This is a genomic window from Ornithinimicrobium sp., from assembly GCF_035267225.1.
GTDB lineage: Bacteria > Actinomycetota > Actinomycetes > Actinomycetales > Dermatophilaceae > Ornithinicoccus.
In genome coordinates, this window is record NZ_DATFMA010000029.1 from 1 (window position 1) to 15,521 (window position 15,521).

General features: G+C 70.0%; 18 protein-coding genes and 1 pseudogene. 10 read left to right on the forward strand and 9 right to left on the reverse strand.

Annotated features, from left to right (window positions below):
- The 3 genes from ychF to VJ976_RS01720 form a co-directional block, all read right to left on the reverse strand.
- The coding region (gene ychF, locus VJ976_RS01710) for a redox-regulated ATPase YchF (protein WP_324098289.1) at positions 1-769 on the reverse strand (769 nt) is incomplete at its 3' end.
- Positions 770-825: 56 nt separating this feature from the next.
- A complete protein-coding gene (locus tag VJ976_RS01715) occupies positions 826-1,185 on the reverse strand; it encodes an STAS/SEC14 domain-containing protein (RefSeq protein WP_324098291.1) in 360 nt (119 codons plus the stop codon).
- Between the two features lie 24 nt (positions 1,186-1,209).
- Positions 1,210-1,674 carry a PPOX class F420-dependent oxidoreductase gene (locus tag VJ976_RS01720; protein ID WP_324098293.1) on the reverse strand — a complete coding sequence of 155 codons (465 nt, stop codon included), beginning with the start codon at positions 1,672-1,674 and terminating at the stop codon, positions 1,210-1,212.
- 212 nt (positions 1,675-1,886) lie between these two features.
- Here VJ976_RS01720 and rmuC point away from each other — a divergent pair, with 212 nt between their 5' ends.
- Positions 1,887-3,092 (forward strand): DNA recombination protein RmuC, encoded by a 1,206-nt coding sequence (gene rmuC / locus VJ976_RS01725; protein WP_324098295.1) that lies wholly within the window; start codon positions 1,887-1,889, stop codon positions 3,090-3,092.
- Here the strand turns inward: rmuC and VJ976_RS01730 are convergent.
- Positions 3,089-4,108 (reverse strand): 4-hydroxy-3-methylbut-2-enyl diphosphate reductase, encoded by a 1,020-nt coding sequence (locus tag VJ976_RS01730; protein WP_324098322.1) that lies wholly within the window; start codon positions 4,106-4,108, stop codon positions 3,089-3,091. The genes rmuC and VJ976_RS01730 overlap by 4 nt on opposite strands.
- 105 nt (positions 4,109-4,213) lie before the next feature.
- On the opposite strand from VJ976_RS01730, the gene VJ976_RS01735 reads away from it, so the two are divergent.
- From VJ976_RS01735 to VJ976_RS01745, 3 genes are read left to right on the forward strand one after another with little or no spacing between them, the layout of a single operon-like run.
- Positions 4,214-5,911 carry a DUF885 domain-containing protein gene (locus tag VJ976_RS01735; protein ID WP_324098297.1) on the forward strand — a complete coding sequence of 566 codons (1,698 nt, stop codon included), beginning with the start codon at positions 4,214-4,216 and terminating at the stop codon, positions 5,909-5,911.
- 16 nt (positions 5,912-5,927) lie between these two features.
- Positions 5,928-7,178 (forward strand): exodeoxyribonuclease VII large subunit, encoded by a 1,251-nt coding sequence (xseA, locus tag VJ976_RS01740; protein WP_324098299.1) that lies wholly within the window; start codon positions 5,928-5,930, stop codon positions 7,176-7,178.
- Between the two features lie 19 nt (positions 7,179-7,197).
- A complete protein-coding gene (locus VJ976_RS01745; RefSeq protein ID WP_324098301.1) occupies positions 7,198-7,464 on the forward strand; it encodes an exodeoxyribonuclease VII small subunit in 267 nt (88 codons plus the stop codon).
- Here the strand turns inward: VJ976_RS01745 and VJ976_RS01750 are convergent.
- Positions 7,461-8,081: a DUF4245 family protein gene (locus VJ976_RS01750; RefSeq protein WP_324098303.1), complete on the reverse strand. Its 621-nt coding sequence runs from the start codon at positions 8,079-8,081 to the stop codon at positions 7,461-7,463. The two genes, VJ976_RS01745 and VJ976_RS01750, sit on opposite strands and share 4 nt — an antisense overlap.
- Before the next feature lie 93 nt (positions 8,082-8,174).
- Between VJ976_RS01750 and glpX the strand changes: the two genes are divergently transcribed.
- From glpX to VJ976_RS01765, 3 genes are read left to right on the forward strand one after another with little or no spacing between them, the layout of a single operon-like run.
- Positions 8,175-9,197, forward strand: a complete 1,023-nt coding sequence (gene glpX / locus VJ976_RS01755) for a class II fructose-bisphosphatase (protein ID WP_324098305.1) — start codon at positions 8,175-8,177, stop codon at positions 9,195-9,197.
- A complete protein-coding gene (locus VJ976_RS01760) occupies positions 9,190-10,146 on the forward strand; it encodes a carbohydrate kinase (protein WP_324098307.1) in 957 nt (318 codons plus the stop codon). Before glpX ends, VJ976_RS01760 begins: the two co-directional genes overlap by 8 nt.
- The gene (locus tag VJ976_RS01765; RefSeq protein WP_324098309.1) at positions 10,139-10,642 is read left to right on the forward strand and encodes a carbonic anhydrase; all 504 of its coding nucleotides are present in this window, start codon (positions 10,139-10,141) and stop codon (positions 10,640-10,642) included. Before VJ976_RS01760 ends, VJ976_RS01765 begins: the two co-directional genes overlap by 8 nt.
- Positions 10,643-10,697: 55 nt before the next feature.
- Here VJ976_RS01765 and glmM read toward each other — a convergent pair whose 3' ends face one another.
- The 3 genes from glmM to rplM form a co-directional block, all read right to left on the reverse strand.
- Positions 10,698-12,047: a phosphoglucosamine mutase gene (gene glmM, locus VJ976_RS01770; RefSeq protein WP_324098311.1), complete on the reverse strand. Its 1,350-nt coding sequence runs from the start codon at positions 12,045-12,047 to the stop codon at positions 10,698-10,700.
- Positions 12,048-12,123: 76 nt separating this feature from the next.
- Positions 12,124-12,618: a 30S ribosomal protein S9 gene (rpsI, locus tag VJ976_RS01775; RefSeq protein WP_324098313.1), complete on the reverse strand. Its 495-nt coding sequence runs from the start codon at positions 12,616-12,618 to the stop codon at positions 12,124-12,126.
- Positions 12,619-12,628: 10 nt separating this feature from the next.
- Entirely contained in the window at positions 12,629-13,072 is a 444-nt protein-coding gene (gene rplM, locus VJ976_RS01780) for a 50S ribosomal protein L13 (RefSeq protein WP_324098314.1), read from the reverse strand.
- 181 nt (positions 13,073-13,253) lie between these two features.
- On the opposite strand from rplM, the gene VJ976_RS01785 reads away from it, so the two are divergent.
- Positions 13,254-13,841 (forward strand): helix-turn-helix domain-containing protein, encoded by a 588-nt coding sequence (locus VJ976_RS01785; RefSeq protein ID WP_324098316.1) that lies wholly within the window; start codon positions 13,254-13,256, stop codon positions 13,839-13,841.
- On the opposite strand, the gene VJ976_RS01790 is transcribed toward VJ976_RS01785, so the two are convergent.
- Entirely contained in the window at positions 13,832-14,164 is a 333-nt protein-coding gene (locus VJ976_RS01790; protein ID WP_324098318.1) for a TraR/DksA C4-type zinc finger protein, read from the reverse strand. The genes VJ976_RS01785 and VJ976_RS01790 overlap by 10 nt on opposite strands.
- A gap of 146 nt (positions 14,165-14,310) precedes the next feature.
- Between VJ976_RS01790 and VJ976_RS01795 the strand changes: the two genes are divergently transcribed.
- Both VJ976_RS01795 and VJ976_RS01800 read left to right on the forward strand, forming a co-directional pair.
- On the forward strand, positions 14,311-15,318 hold the full coding sequence (locus VJ976_RS01795; protein ID WP_324098320.1) for an ATP-binding cassette domain-containing protein: 1,008 nt from the start codon (positions 14,311-14,313) through the stop codon (positions 15,316-15,318).
- Positions 15,315-15,521: pseudogene (locus tag VJ976_RS01800) on the forward strand (hypothetical protein); the annotation flags it as partial. The gene VJ976_RS01795 and the pseudogene VJ976_RS01800, both read left to right, overlap by 4 nt.

Below are 15,521 nucleotides of genomic sequence, written 5' to 3' on the forward strand. Positions count from 1 at the left end.
CGGAGGCCAGCAGCTCGGCGGCCTCCTCGGCGTCGAGCTCGGCCAGCTCGGCCTCCAGCTTGGCGTCGAGGTAGATGGCCTCGGCCGGCGCCACCAGCTTCGCCAGTGAGGCATGGAGGGACTCATCGGTCAGACCGTCCTCGTCGAGGTTGAAGACGTAGAGGAAGGGTTTGGTGGTGAGCAGGCCCAACGTGCGGGCATGTTCCGCGTCCACACCGGCCGCGGCGCCTGCGGCATACAGGGTGTCTCCCCGTTCGAGCACCTCCCGGGCGGCGAGCGCCGTCTCCAGCACGGCCCGGTCGGTCTTCTTGCCCTTGACCTCCTTCTCCAAGCGCGGGATCGCCGCCTCGAGGGTCTGCAGGTCGGCCAGGATGAGCTCGGTGTTGATGGTCTCGATGTCGCTCTGCGGTGACACGGCACCGTCGACGTGGACGACGTCGTCGTCGCTGAACGCACGGACCACCTGACAGATGGCGTCGGCCTCACGGATGTTGGCCAGGAACTTGTTGCCGAGCCCCTCCCCCTCGGAGGCGCCCCGGACGATCCCGGCGATGTCGACGAACGACACGGTGGCCGGCAGCACCTTCGCGCTGTCGAACAGATCGGCCAGCCGGTCCAGCCTGGGGTCGGCCAAGGGCACCACGCCGATGTTGGGCTCGATGGTGGCGAACGGGTAGTTGGCCGCCAGCACCTGGTTCTTGGTCAGGGCGTTGAACAGGGTGGACTTGCCGACGTTGGGCAGGCCGACGATGCCGATAGTGAGAGCCACGGGAACGAGAGTCTAGCCGCCTGACCCGCGATGGACTGTGCGCGAGCGTGACGCCTCTACTCGCGCAGCCAGAACAGCGCGTCGTCCCGCTGCTCGGCCGCGAAGACCTCCAGCTCGGTCGACCGCTCCTCCCCTCGTGAGGTCGCGAGAGCGTCCGCCAGCGCGGCGTCGGTGACCACGGCGCACCGATGTGCCCCGTCGACGGCCGCGAGCCGCTGCAGCTCTCGCCAGACCACACGTGCGTCTACGGCGTCCGGGTCGGCGTCGGCGTACTCCACGAGGAGACTGGCGTGGCCCCGCTCCGCGGCGACCGAGCCGGCGAGGTCTCGCAGCTCGGCGAGCTCGTCGTCCTGCAGTCGACCGGGGAAGTCCACGGCGACGATGTCGGTGCCGTCGATGACGCGGCTGTTGGCCATGCGCAGTCCTGTCTGTGAGTGTCGTCAGTCGTCGTTCTCGGGGGGAAAGCCGCCGGTGGCGATCGGGCCCCAGTGCTCGACCGTGACCCGCACCAGTGACTTGCCTTGCCGGCGCATCGCCTCGCGGTACTCCTCCCAGTCGGGATGCTCGCCGGCGATGCTGCGGAAGTACTCGACCAGCGGGTCGAGAGCCTCGGGCATGTCGAGCACCTCGGCGGTGCCGTCGACCTGCACGTACGGCCCGTCCCAGTCCTCGCTGTGCACGACCATCGAGACCCGGGCGTCACGTCGCAGGTTCGCGACCTTCGCCCGCTGCGGGTAGGTCGAGACCACGATGCGCCCATCGGAGTCCAGGCCGCAGGACACGGGCGACATCTGCAGTCCACCGCTCTTGCGGTAGGTCACCAGGGTTCCCCGATGCCGGTCCCGTAGGAAGCCCTCGAGCTCGGCACGCGAGACCCGTTCGGCGGTGGCGTAGTTCGTGGCCATGCACCGACCCTAGACGGCCCGGTGCTGCTGGTCCGCCACGAGGTCGGACCATCCGAAGGCGAGGCAGGCGGTCCGGCCAGCGACAGCGGTCGGGCGACCGCCTGGCTGTTCCTCGCGCTCGCACTCGGCCAAGCCGTGGGAGCCGCCGTGACCAGCCCCTGAACGGAGGCGCGTCGAGCAGGTGTGTCGGTCCCCGATGTCACCGTCTGGGCATGGAACTCATGTGGGTAGGCAGTGTGCTCCTCGCGGTGATCGTCGGCCTGGTGGTTGGCGCCGTGCTCGGCCGCTCCGCGTTGCGAGGCGCACGCGAGCAGGTCACGGCGGTGCGGGCGGAGAGAGACCTGCTCTCCGAACAGCTCCAGGCCGAGCGCCAGCACGGAGCCCGCGAGCAGATGGTCGCCGCCGAGCTGGGGCCGCTGCGGCAGACGCTCGACCGGGTCGCGCAGCACGTCACGACTCTCGAGCGCGACCGCGTCGAGCACTTCGGCGAGATCGGGGAGGTCCTGCGGGCGGTCGCCACCCGCACCGAGACGCTCGGCGAGCAGACCGCAACGCTGTCCGGTGCTCTGAACTCCTCCGGGGTGCGCGGCGTCTGGGGGGAGGCGCAGCTGCGGCGGGTGCTGGAGCATGCCGGCATGCTGTCCCGCTGCGACTTCGACGAGCAGGTCAGCGCCACCACCCGCCACGAGGCATCGGTCCGCCCCGATGTCGTCGTGAACCTGCCGGGTGAGAAGACCCTCGTCGTCGACGCCAAGGCCCCGCTGCAGTCCTTCCTGGCCGCACAGGGGCAGCAGTCGCCGGGCGATCGCGACCGCCTGCTGGGCGAGCACGCGGCAGGCCTACGACGGCACGTGGACACGCTGGCCGCCAAGGAGTACTGGACAGCATTCGAGAACAGCCCGGAGCTGGTCGTCTGTTTCGTCCCGAGCGACGCTGTGCTCGCCGCCGCGCTGATCAACCAACCGGGGTTGTACGACCACGCCCAGAGTCGCAAGGTCGTGCTGGCCTCGCCGGCCACCTTGCTGGCCGTGCTCCGGGCCACTGCCTACGCCTGGCAGCAGGATGCGCTCAGCAGCAACGCCCGCGAGGTGCTTCGTCTCGGTCAGGAGCTGCATGCGCGGCTTGGCACGATGGGCAAGCACGTCGGCGCCATGGGCGCCGCTCTGCGCCGGTCCGTCGAGAGCTACAACCAGTTCGTCGGCGCCCTGGAGTCCCGCGTGATGGTGACCAGCCGCAAGATGAGCGAGCTCGGCGTGGTCTCCGAGGACGTCCCGCCGGTCACGGCGGTGGACTCGGCCGTTCGCCCGATGACTCAGGCAGACCTCCTGGCCGACGAGCTGGTCGAGGGGACACCGACCCGAGAGCTCGTGGCGGACGACCCTGCGGCCGGCCAGCGCTCACGCCCGCGCAGCGCCTAGCTGATCGCGCCGGGGTCGTGCTTGACCTTCGCCGCCTCGACCCCGTCGCGCGCCTTCAGGTCGCGCCGGATCTCACGAGGCAGCGAGAACATCAGCGACTCCTCCGCCGCGGTGACCAGCGCCACGTCGCCATAGCCACGCGCATCGAGCCACTCCAGCACCTCGCGGACCAAGAGCTCGGGCACGCTGGCGCCGCTGGTCACGCCGACGGTGCTCACCCCGTCCAGCCACGCCTCGTCGATCTCGTCCGCGTAGTCCACCAGGTGCCCGTCGCGGGCGCCGTGCTCCACCGCGACCTCGACCAGACGGACCGAGTTCGAGGAGTTGGTGGAGCCCACCACGATGACCAGGTCACACTCCGCGGCCATCTGCTTCACCGCCACCTGGCGGTTCTGGGTGGCGTAGCAGATGTCGTCGCTCGGCGGGTCCTGGAGCGCAGGGAACTTCTCGCGCAGGCGCCGCACCGTCTCCATCGTCTCGTCCACGGACAGCGTTGTCTGGGACAGCCACACCACTCTCTCCGGGTCCCGTACCTGCACCGCGTCGACCTCCTCCGGGCTCTGCACCAAGGTGATGTGCGAGGGGGCCTCCCCGGCCGTGCCCTCGACCTCCTCGTGTCCGTCGTGGCCGATCAGCAGGATGTCGACATCGTCGTTCGCGAAGCGCACCGCCTCACGGTGCACCTTCGTGACCAGCGGGCACGTCGCATCGATGGTCTTCAGCTGCAACGCCCTGGCCTCCTCGTGCACGGCCGGCGAAACGCCGTGCGCCGAGAAGATCACCGTCTCGCCCTCAGGCACGTCCTCGGTGGAGTCGACGAACACGGCACCGCGCTTCTCCAGCGTGGCCACCACGTGCTTGTTGTGCACGATCTGCTTGCGCACGTAGATGGGGGGGCCGTAGAGGTCCAGCGCCTTCTCCACCGTGATGACTGCCCGGTCCACCCCGGCGCAGTAGCCGCGGGGCGCCGCGAGCAGCACCCTTCGCTCGGGCGCCCCAGAAGGTTCGTCCGGCATTGCGGGCACGGTCGGGTGGACGGGCTGAGCGGGGGAGATCACCCATCCATGGTAGGCGCCCCGCCTTGGTGGTCCCTGGACAACGGGCTGAGCCATCATGGGGCGGTGACCTCATCCCCCTCCTCGGCACCGTCCACCCCGCGGCAGGTCGCCGACGCCTACGTCTACGCTCTGGCCGAGCTGGACCCCACCGTGTCGACCAGCCTCGGCCTGCGCGAGCACGACGACCGAATGCCGGACTTCTCCGTCGCCGGCCACCAGGCCCGGGCCGACCTCGCGTTGCGCACCCTCGGCGACCTGGAGGACCTGGAGGAGCCCGACGGCGGATGGGAGGAGGCAGACCGTCGTTGCGAGGCGCTGCTGCGTGACCGCCTCGGGTCCCTTGTCGAGACGCACGAGGGCAAGGAGCACCTGCGCGAGATCCGCAACATCTTCGGCCCGCCGCAGCAGGCCCGCCAGCTCTTCTCGTTGATGCCCACCGAGACCGAGGACGACTGGTCCTGTGTCGCCCGGCGCATGAGCCGGATCCCGGAGTCGTTCGAGTCCTACGTGGACTCGTTGGAGGCAGGCCGCGCCGAGGATCTGCTCGCGGCCCCCCTGCAGGCCCAGACCGTGGCCGACCAGCTGACGCAGTGGGTCGAGTCCGGCTGGTTCGACGAGTTCGTCGCTCCCGGCGTCTCCGCCCACCCCGAGCTCGCCGACGACCTGCACCAGGCTGCGGCGGCGGCCACCGAGGGCACCAGCACGCTGCGTGACTACCTCGCGCAGACCTACCGCCCGGCGGCCGACGGCACCCCGGACGCCGTCGGGCCGGAGCGCTACCGCCTGAACGCGCGCCGCTGGATGGGCGCCACCCCCGACCTGGAGGAGGTGTACGCGTGGGGCTGGCAGGAGTTCACCGACCTGCGGGCCCAGATGGAGGAGCTGGCCGAGGAGATCCTGCCGGGCTCCAGCCCCGTCGAGGCCATGCGACACCTCGACGAGCACGGTGAGGCGGTCGAGGGAGTCGACCGGATCCAGGCCCGGCTGCAGCAGATGATGGACGAGGCGATCGCGGACCTGGATGGCGAACACTTCGACATCGCCGAGCCCCTCCGAACGGTGCGTGCCAGGATCGCTCCGTCCGGCAGCGCAGCGGCTCCCTACTACAGCCTCCCCTCGCTCGACTTCTCGCGCCCCGGCCAGACCTGGCTGCCCACGTTGGGACAGACCCGCTTCCCCCTCTACGACCTCGTCTCCACCTGGTACCACGAGGGCGTTCCCGGTCATCACCTTCAGCTGGCGCAGTGGGTCCTGCTGGCTCCCCAGCTGTCGATCTACCAGACCAGCATCGGCTCCTCCAGCGGGGTGACCGAGGGATGGGCCCTCTACGCCGAGCGCCTGATGGACGAGCTCGGCTACCTCAACACCGAGGCGCGCCTGGGCTATCTCGACTGTCAGATCATGCGGGCCATCCGCGTCGTCATCGACATCGGCATGCACCTGCGGCTCCCGATCCCCGACGACTCCGACGTGGGCCCGGGTCAACCCTGGACGCCGGCCCTGGCCCAGGAGTTCTTCGCCGCGCACTGCGGACGGCCGGGGGACTTCATCGCCAGCGAGATCGTGCGCTACCTGGGCTGGCCCGGTCAGGCGATCAGCTACAAGCTCGGGGAGCGAGCCTGGCTAGCGGGCCGCGACGCTGCCCGCCGGGCCGCTGCGGACAGAGGTGAGGAGTTCGACCTCAAGGCCTGGCACATGGCAGCCCTGTCCCTGGGCGCGCTGGGCCTGGACGATCTCGAGCAGGAGCTGGCCCGGCTATGAGCAGCCAGGACGCGCCGTGACCTCGCCGTCTCAGCTGGCGGCGACCGCCCGCGAGACGACCGCGGAGAGCCCATGGCCGGTGCGGGTGCTGACCCTGAAGATCGCCGACTACGTCGAGAAGATGTCGCCGCTGTGGGTCGAGGGTCAGGTCGTCCAGCTCAACCGGCGCCCGGGGATGAACACCGCCTTCCTCACGCTGCGCGACACCGACGTCGACATGTCGCTGTCCGTGTCCATCCCGGTGCCGGCGTTGGAAGCCATGCCCTCCCCACCGCAACCGGGAGCACGGGTCGTCATCCACGCCAAGCCGAGCTTCTGGACCCGGCGCGGCACGCTGCAGCTCGAAGCGCGTCAGATGCGCCACCTTGGCGTCGGCGAGCTGCTGGCCCGGATCGAACACCTCAAGCAGCTGCTACGAGCCGAAGGCCTCTTCGACTCCGACCGCAAGACCGCTCTGCCGTTCCTCCCCGCTTCGATCGGGCTGGTCACCGGGCGCAACACGGCCGCGGAACGAGACGTGGTCGCCGGCACGCGCCGCCGCTGGCCGGCTGCCCGGTTCGCGATCCGACAGGTCCCGGTGCAGGGGAACGACACGGTGCTGGCGGTGAATGCGGCCGTGGCCGAGCTCGACGCGGACCCCGACGTAGAGGTCATCATCATCGCTCGCGGTGGAGGGTCCTTCGAGGACCTGCTGCCGTTCAGCAACGAGTCGATGGTTCGCGCCGTCGCGGCGTGCCGCACCCCCGTGGTCAGCGCGATCGGACACGAGAGCGACACCCCCCTGCTCGACCTCGTCGCCGACCTGCGCGCCTCCACGCCGACGCACGCGGCCGGTGCTGTGGTCCCCGACCGGGAAGCGGAGCAGAAGGCGCTGGGCGCTCTGCGAGCGCGCAGTCGCGAGCGTCTTGGCGAACGAGTGACACGAGAGCGCTCCCACCTCGCCGCCCTGATGGGCCGTCCCGTCATGGCTGACCGGGCGGCCATCGTCTCGGCGCACCGCGAGCGCGTCGTGGCCGTGGTGACCTCCGGGCGCCGGACGCTGCACAACCGGCTGCGCGCCGAGCACGATCGGACCCGCCAGCACCGCGCGCACCTGCGCGCAGTGTCTCCCCAACACACCCTGGAACGCGGCTACGCCGTCGTCCGTCAGGTCGACGGACGAATCATTCGCGACCCCCGCAACGTCGACCCGGAAGCGCTGCTGCGGGTCACGGTGGCCGCCGGTGACTTCGGCGTGCGACCGGTCACCGCCCCACCCCCCGGCTAAGTCTGGCTAGGCTGCGGTCATGTCGCAGGAGCAGCCATCGCCGCCCGAGACGAGCACCGCGCCCCCTGCTGTGGACGGCACCGAGGTGTCGGAGCTGTCCTACGAACAGGCGCGCGACGAGCTCATCGCCATCGTCGCGCGAATCGAGTCGGGAAGCGTGCCACTGGAGGAGTCCATGCTGCTGTGGGAGCGCGGCGAGGCGCTCGCGGCGCACTGCCAGTCCAAGCTCGACGCCGCCCAGAGCCAGCTGGATGCCTCCACCGAGGAGCCGGACGCCGGGGTCTAGCTCGACGAGCCCCCGGCAGCCGGGACCTCCTCGAGGGAGTCGATGAACTCGGCCACCTCCGCCACCTCAGCCGTCCCGTCCACGATCGTGGTCGCGGGCTGCTCCGGGGTGGGTGGAAGGACGACGGCCACCAGGGGCTCGTCGTTCTCGCTGGTACCTGTCCAGATCTGCCACTCCCGGGCACCGACGGGGGTGTCGAAGGAGATCGAGCTCCGGCGCTGCAGGCCCTCCAGTGACTCTGCCCGCCACTCTTCCCCGGGGTCGCGCGCCTGCCGGAGCTCGAGAGACTCGGTGCGAGGGGTGACCATGAGCAGGCGCCAGGTCGCCACCCCGTCCATCGCCTCGTACTGCACGAGGGTGCCGGACCAGTCCTCACTCAGAGACTGCGGTGACCACACCGGCCAGTCCGCCTGGCTGGCCGCGAACTGGGCCGTCGTGTCGATCTCGGCCGGCCGACGCTGAGGACCCTGCGGGTTGGGCGTGATGGCCCAGACGGCGACGGCGGCCACCAGAACCGCCGCCAGCGAGTAGATCATGTTCTTGGTGGTGTACGAGAGCAACCGTGCCCGGCGCTTGGCGTCAGGATCCTCACCCTGAGGAGATGGGTCTGCGGTCACCGGTCCATCGTTTCATTCCCTCCCCACGGGCGACCCATCAGGGATAGAGTCGCAGTGAAATCGACCCCCGGCAGCGAAGCAGGAGGCCTCCACATGGCCGAAGACGACCCCAAACATCGGGATGCGGTGCTTCCGGATCGCAACCTGGCTCTGGAGCTGGTCCGCGTGACCGAGGCAGCGGCCCTGGCCGCGGGGCGCTGGGTGGGTCTGGGCGAGAAGAACCTAGCCGACAACGCCGCCGTGGAGTCGATGCGCAAGGTCATCTCCTCGGTCAGCATGGACGGGGTCGTGGTGATCGGCGAGGGCGAGAAGGACGAGGCCCCGATGCTCTACAACGGAGAGCAGGTCGGCGACGGCACCGGCCCGGAGGTCGATGTGGCCGTCGACCCCATCGACGGGACGACACTGACCGCGAAGGGGATGGACAACGCCATCGCAGTGATGGCCGTCTCCGAGCGTGGCACGATGTTCGACCCCAGTGCCGTCTTCTACATGGACAAGCTCGTGGTGGGCCCGGAGTGCGCCGACCGGGTCGACATCCGACTGCCGATCGCTGAGAACGTCCGCCGGGTCGCCCGGGCCAAACACCGTCATCCGGAGGATGTGACCGTCATCATGCTCGACCGGCCGCGCCACGAGAAGATCGCCGAGGAGGTGCGTGACGCCGGAGCCCGGCTGCGGTTCATCACCGACGGGGACGTTGCCGGCGGGATCGCCGCCTGCCAACCGGACAGCGGGGTGGACATGCTGCTCGGCATCGGCGGCACACCCGAGGGCATCATCACCGCGTGCGCGGTCAAGGCGATGGATGGCGTCATCCAAGGCAAGCTCTGGCCCAAGGACGACGAGGAGAAACAGAAGGCCCTCGACGCCGGGCACGACCTGGACCAGGTGCTCACCAACGACGAGCTCGTGACCGGAGACAACTGCTTCTTCGTCGCCACCGGTATCACCAGCGGCGAGCTGTTGAAGGGGGTGCGTTTCGGGTCGGGCACCGCCACCACCAACTCCCTGGTGATGCGCAGCAAGTCGGGCACGATCCGCATCATCGAGTCGCACCACCGCGTGGCGAAGGTCGCCGCGTACGCCGACGCGTTCGCCCCGAGCCATGTCTGAGCGCCTCAGAGTCCTCGCCGTCGGCGAGGCCCTCGTCGACATCGTCAAGCCGGCCGACTCCGAGGCGACGGAGCACGTCGGAGGCAGCCCGGCCAACGTCGCGGTCGGGGTGGCCGCGCTGGGCCACCCGACCATGCTGGCCACCTTCATCGGGCGCGACGAACGCGGGGAGATGATCGCGAACTACCTCGCCGAACGCGAGGTCGGCTTGGTCGAGGGGAGCCAAGACGCCCCCCGTACCTCGACCGCCACCGCGAAGCTGGACGACGAGGGTGGGGCGACCTACGACTTCGACCTGGAGTGGCAGGTCCCGTCGATCGACCTGGCTTCCTTCGCTCATGTGCACACCGGATCCATCGCCGCCACCCTCCAGCCCGGGGCCAGCGACGTCTTCACGGTGATGTCGGAGGCCCGGGAGCACGCCACGGTCTCCTACGACCCGAACGCGCGGCCGACGATCATGGGCAGCGCCCACGACGCGCGCAACACCATCGAGGAGCGCATCGGGCGCTGCGACGTGGTCAAGGCCAGCGCCGAGGACATCGAGTGGCTGTACGAGGGCGCCGAGGCCAGCCAGGTGGCGCGCCTGTGGGGACGTCTCGGTCCTCCACTGGTGATCATCACGGACGGTCGCAGTGGCGCACTGGTGTACCACACCCCCACCGACAGCCAGACGTGGGTGGACGCCCCCTCCATCAACGTTGTGGATACGGTCGGCGCCGGTGACTCGTTCATGGGCGGCCTGATCTCCGGCCTGCTCGACGCCGGCCTGCTGGGGTCGCCGGCGGCGCGGGAGCGACTGACCGAAGCCTCGTCCGAAGCACTGACGGCAGCCGTGCAGCGAGGCATCGCCTCGGCCGCCTACACCGTGGCCCGCGCGGGAGCCGCCTCGCCGACCCGGGAGGACCTCGACATTCCCGTCACGGCAGAAGCGGGCGACGATGGCTGAGCCCGGTGCGTTCGATGCGCTCATAGAAGGCAACCGCGAGTACGCGCGGTCGTTCGACCGGGGTCACATGGCCGCGCCGGCTCGGGCCGGCGTCGCCGTGGTGACGTGCATGGACTCCCGGATCGACCCCCTGCCCATGCTCGGGCTCGATCTGAACGACGCGAAGGTGATCCGCAACCCCGGCGCGCGGGTGACCGACGCCGTGCTCGAGGCCCTCGTGCTCGCCGTGCACCTGCTCGAGGTCAAGCGCATCGCTATCGTGCCGCACACTCGCTGCGCCATGGCCTCAGCGAGCGAAGAGGAGCTGCGCGAGCGCGTGGCCACGTCGGCCGGCCGAAGCGCTGACTGGCAGCGGTTCCATGTGGTTCCCGACCAGGAGCAGGCGCTGACCGAGGACGTCGGCCGTGTCGGCACCCACCCCTTGATCGGTGAGCACGTCGCCGTCGGCGGGTTCCTCTACGACGTCGACACAGGCGCGTTGCAACAGCTCGTCTGAGCCTAGAAGGCGCCACACGGCGCCGCACGGCGCCACAGTGTCCCGGGCGCTTCCCTCAGGAAAGCGACAGCCGTTCGGTCACCACCGCAGCCAGGTGTTCGGCGCAGCGCTGCGCCTCTTCTGCGGTGGGGGCCTCCACCATCACGCGCACCAGGGGCTCCGTCCCGGAACGACGCAGCAGCACTCGGCCACCGTCGCCGAGCTGGCTCTCGACGTCGGCCACCGCCTCGCGCACGCCCGCGTCAGTGTCCAGCGCGTGCTTGTCGACGTCCTTGACGTTGATGAGCACCTGAGGCAGCCGTTGCATGATCGCCGCGAGCTCCGCCAGCGGCTTCTCCGCGTTGACCACACCCGCCGCCAGGGACAGCGCGGTCAGCACACCGTCACCGGTCGTGCCGTGGTCCAGCATGATCACGTGTCCGGACTGCTCGCCGCCCAGGCTCAGTCCGCGCCGGCGCAGCTCCTCCAGCACGTAGCGGTCCCCGACCGCCGTCTGCACCACCGTGATCCCGCGCTGCTCCATCGCTTGGAGCAGCCCGAGGTTGCTCATCACGGTGGCCACGAGAGTGCTGTCGGTCAGGGTGCCACGACCCTGCCGGTCCACGGCCAGCACGGCCATGATCTGGTCCCCGTCCACGACCTGGCCCTCAGCGTCCACGGCCAGGCACCGGTCGGCGTCACCGTCCAGGGCTACCCCCATGTCCGCGCCGCGGTCCAGGACAGCGCGCTGCAGGGGCTCGAGGTGGGTGGAGCCGTGGCCGTCGTTGATGTTCAGCCCGCTCGGGTCGCCGCCGATCACGTCGACCCGGGCGCCGGCCCGCTGGAACACTTCCGGGGCGACATGGCTGGCGGCGCCGTGCGCGCCGTCGATGACCACGTGCAGCCCGTCCAGCCGCTCAGGCACCGCCGAGCGTAGGTGCTCCATGTAGAACTCTGCTCCCTGTGGGAACGGCCTGATACGGCCCACGGCCGCGCCGGTGGGCCGCTCCCATTCCGCCCCCATCCGCTCGGCGATGCGGTCCTCGAGATCGTCAGCCAGCTTGTTGCCCCCGGTCGAGAAGTACTTGATGCCGTTGTCGGGCATCGCGTTGTGCGACGCCGACAGCATCGCTCCCATCTCAGCGGTGAGCCGCATCGTCAGGTAGGCGATGGCCGGGGTCGGCAGCACACCAGCGTCCAGCACATCGACACCGGCCGAGGCGAACCCCGCCATGACCGCCGAGCCGAGGAACTCCCCCGAGGCCCTGGGGTCCCGGCCGACCACGGCCGTGGCTCTCCGACCACCGAACGCACCCCGCCCACCGAGCTCGTGGGCCACCGCGACCGACAGGTCGAGAGCCAGCTCGGCGGTCAGGTCTTTGTTGGCCATCCCCCGGACGCCGTCCGTACCGAAGAGTCGTCCCATCTCATCGCCCTCTCTCCTGCTGCTGCCCGCGTGGCCCGGCCCCTTTGCGAGCCGGGCCACGCCCGCACCGGGCAGATCAGCGCTTGCTGTACTGCGGAGCCTTGCGGGCCTTCTTCAGCCCGGCCTTCTTGCGTTCCGGCACGCGGGCGTCACGGGTCAGCAGGCCGGCCTTCTTCAGGGCAGGGCGGTTGAGCTCTTCGTCCACGGTGTTGAGGGAACGAGCCACGCCCAGGCGCACCGCTCCGGCCTGGCCGGAGGGGCCGCCACCGTGCACGCGCACGAGCACGTCGTAGGCGCCGATGAGGTCCAGCGCGGCGAGAGGCTCGTTCACGATCTGCTGGTGCACCTTGTTCGGGAAGTACTCGGCCAGCGCGCGGCCGTTGATCCTCCACTCCCCGGTGCCAGGAACGATGCGGACTCGGGCGATGGCCTGCTTGCGCCGACCGGTGGCGGCGCCGGGCGCAGAGGCCGAGGGCCGCTCGCCCGTCGCGGCGGGAGCGGCGCTGGACTCGCTGGTGTACTGGGTGAGCTCGACGTCGTCGGCGTCGATCGGGGTGTCGTTGACGGTCATCAAGAGTTCCTTACTGCGCGACCTGGGAGATCTCGTACGGGACGGGCTGCTGGGCCGCGTGCGGGTGGGTGTCCCCGGCGTACACCTTGAGCTTGCTCAGCTGCTGGCGGCCGAGGGAGTTCTTCGGCACCATGCCGCGGATGGCCTTCTCCACCGCGCGGGTGGGGTGCTTGGCCAACATCTCCTCATACCCCGTCTCGCGCAGGCCACCTGGGTATCCGGAGTGGCGATAGGCCTTCTTGGTCGCCAGCTTCGAACCGGTCAGGGCGACCTTCTCGGCGTTGACGATGATCACGAAGTCACCCATGTCCATGTGCGGGGCGTAGGTGGGCTTGTGCTTGCCGCGGAGCAAGATGGCGGTCTGAGACGCCAGTCGCCCCAGCACGACGTCGGTGGCGTCGATGATGTGCCAGGCGCGAGTGACCTCGCCAGCCTTCGGGGAGTAGGTACGCACGGTGCAACCTTTGTGAGACGAGCAGTGGACAACAGCACTCCATACTACGGACCCGTGCCCACCTGCCCAAACGAGACATCACTGCAGGTCAACACGCCATTCGCAGCCAGGAGGCCCCCGTTTCCCGGCGTGGTGTGCACAACTATTGTGCACACCACGGCCCGCTGGCTACCCTGACCTCGTGAGCGAGGGCCGTGCCACCCGGACGACGTACAGCCCTGCCCTGCGAGTCCTGGCGCATCCTCTGCGGTCGCGTCTGGTCGCTCATCTGCGGGTGCACGGACCGTCCACGGCCTCTGAGCTGGCTCGCGCGCTGGCGAGCAACAGCGGCGCGACCAGCTACCACCTGCGACGCCTGGCTGAGATCGGTCTGATCGAGGACGTCGAGGGCGGGACCGGCCGGCGCCGGGTGTGGCGGGCCGTCCCCGACCCCCTCGCCGACGCCGAGCCCGGGCTCGGTGAGGCCGAGGTGCTCGATGAGGACGAGCGCTCGGTCTCGCGGTGGCTCGCCTGGGACTACGTGGAGCACTTCTCCCAGCGGGCCCGCGGCTGGGTGGGCGAGCGCGAGGCCTGGCCCGCCGCCTGGTCGGTAGCTGGGCTCGAGGACCACCTGGTGCAGGTCAGCGCCGAGCAGCTGACCGCGCTGAGGGCCGAGCTGGTCGAGGTGCTGCAGCGATACCGGCGCGTCGGACAGGGCAACCCCCAGGCCAAGCGCGTCGTCGTCTACACCTGCGCCCTGCCGGTCGACCCGCCGCCGAGTCAGCCGTGACGCACGCAGTGCGTTGACCACGGCCGGGCCTCCAGCCGGCCCGCCCCGATGTCCGAAGAACAGGCGTCGCAGCGCCCGTAGGAACCCTCGTCGAGCTTGACGATGGCCCGGTGGACCTCCCCCAGGGCTGCCCCGAGGGCGTCGTGGGCAGTGACGGCGCTGAGCCGGTCGACCGCCATCGCGGTGCCGTCCCCCACGCGCTTGCCGAAGCTGATCGTGCCCTGGTCGGCATACGGACGGGTCAGCGTCTCTCGCTGGCGCACGAGCTCGGCCTCCTTGGCCACCAGCTCGGCCCGCACCTCGCCCTGCTTCTGCTCATCCATCCGGCCAGCATGGCACGGCGATAACCAGTGGGGTCCGTCGGTGGCCTTGCCTATGCTGAGGCGGTCGCCGCGCCCATACCGACGACGCCGCGCGCTGGCACGACACGCGCCGACCCCTCGTTTCGTGCAGCAACGAAAGGACTCTCGTGGCCATCATCGAGGCGCACGGACTGACCAAGACCTATGCCTCCAGGTCCACCACCGTGCATGCCCTGGCCGGGTTGGACCTGCTCGTGCCTGAGGGCCGGGTCAAAGCCCTGCTCGGCCCGAACGGCGCCGGAAAGACGACGACGGTCAAGGTGTTGAACACCCTGATCCGCCCGGACTCGGGCACGGCGGTGATCGACGGGGTCGACGTGCTGGCCCGACCCCAGGAGGTGCGTCGCATGATCGGCGCCTCCGGCCAGTACGCGGCCGTCGACGAGAACCTCACCGGCCTGGAGAACCTGGAGATGGTGGGGCGGCTCTACCAACTCGGCACCCGGCGGGCCCGTATCCGGGCGCAGGAGCTCATCGACGCCTTCGGCCTCAGCGAGGCAGGCGACCGCCCGGTCAAGGGCTTCTCTGGAGGGATGCGGCGACGCATCGACCTCGCCGGCGCCCTGGTCAACAATCCGCGGATCCTCTTCCTGGACGAGCCCACGACCGGGCTCGACCCCCGAAGCCGACTGGGCCTCTGGGAGACGATCGGCGATCTGGTCAAGAGCGGCACCACGGTGCTGCTGACGACGCAGTACCTCGAGGAGGCCGACTACCTCGCCGACCACATCTCGGTGATCGACTCCGGCACCGTCATCGCCGAGGGCACCTCGGACGAGCTCAAGGCTCAGGTCGGAGGCCATCGAGTGGTGATCTCCCTGGTCAACGCCCGCGACGCGCGGGCGGCGGGTGAGATCCTCGCTCGTCACGGTGGCACACAGCCGGGCGTCAGCGACGACGGTCGCACCCTGGACGTGCCGGTGGATCGCGGACCCGTGGTGCTCCAGGAGGTCCTCGGCGACCTGGAGCGCTCGGGCATCCCGCTGCACGACGCCGGCATGCGCCGACCGACCTTGGACGACGTCTTCCTGACTCTGACCGGACGCCACGCCGAGGCCGAGAGCGGCAACGGTCAGAAGGATTCGGCACCACAGGACGAAGAGGGCGCAGCATGAGCCTTGACACACGGTCACGACCGAGCGACCAGCGGCTGTCCCCGCAGGTGACCGGCGCACTGAACACCTGGCTGGCCGACGGATGGACCGTCACCTGGCGCAACCTGAGCAAGATCAAGCGCAGCCCGGACGTGCTCGTCTTCGCGGTGCTGCAGCCCATCATGTTCGTGCTGTTGTTCAGCCAGGTCTACGGCGGGATCATC

Bases quoted from the DNA above. Each gene is read 5' to 3' on its own strand.
- VJ976_RS01730 (WP_324098322.1), bottom strand. From the start codon at position 4,108: ATGCCGGACGAACCTTCTGGGGCGCCCGAGCGAAGGGTGCTGCTCGCG.
- VJ976_RS01720 (WP_324098293.1), bottom strand. From the start codon at position 1,674: ATGGCCACGAACTACGCCACCGCCGAACGGGTCTCGCGTGCCGAGCTC.
- rpsI (WP_324098313.1), bottom strand. From the start codon at position 12,618: ATGACCGTCAACGACACCCCGATCGACGCCGACGACGTCGAGCTCACC.
- glpX (WP_324098305.1), top strand. From the start codon at position 8,175: ATGGCCGAAGACGACCCCAAACATCGGGATGCGGTGCTTCCGGATCGC.
- VJ976_RS01715 (WP_324098291.1), bottom strand. From the start codon at position 1,185: ATGGCCAACAGCCGCGTCATCGACGGCACCGACATCGTCGCCGTGGAC.
- VJ976_RS01760 (WP_324098307.1), top strand. From the start codon at position 9,190: ATGTCTGAGCGCCTCAGAGTCCTCGCCGTCGGCGAGGCCCTCGTCGAC.
- VJ976_RS01765 (WP_324098309.1), top strand. From the start codon at position 10,139: ATGGCTGAGCCCGGTGCGTTCGATGCGCTCATAGAAGGCAACCGCGAG.
- VJ976_RS01745 (WP_324098301.1), top strand. From the start codon at position 7,198: ATGTCGCAGGAGCAGCCATCGCCGCCCGAGACGAGCACCGCGCCCCCT.
- rmuC (WP_324098295.1), top strand. From the start codon at position 1,887: ATGGAACTCATGTGGGTAGGCAGTGTGCTCCTCGCGGTGATCGTCGGC.
- VJ976_RS01790 (WP_324098318.1), bottom strand. From the start codon at position 14,164: ATGGATGAGCAGAAGCAGGGCGAGGTGCGGGCCGAGCTGGTGGCCAAG.
- glmM (WP_324098311.1), bottom strand. From the start codon at position 12,047: ATGGGACGACTCTTCGGTACGGACGGCGTCCGGGGGATGGCCAACAAA.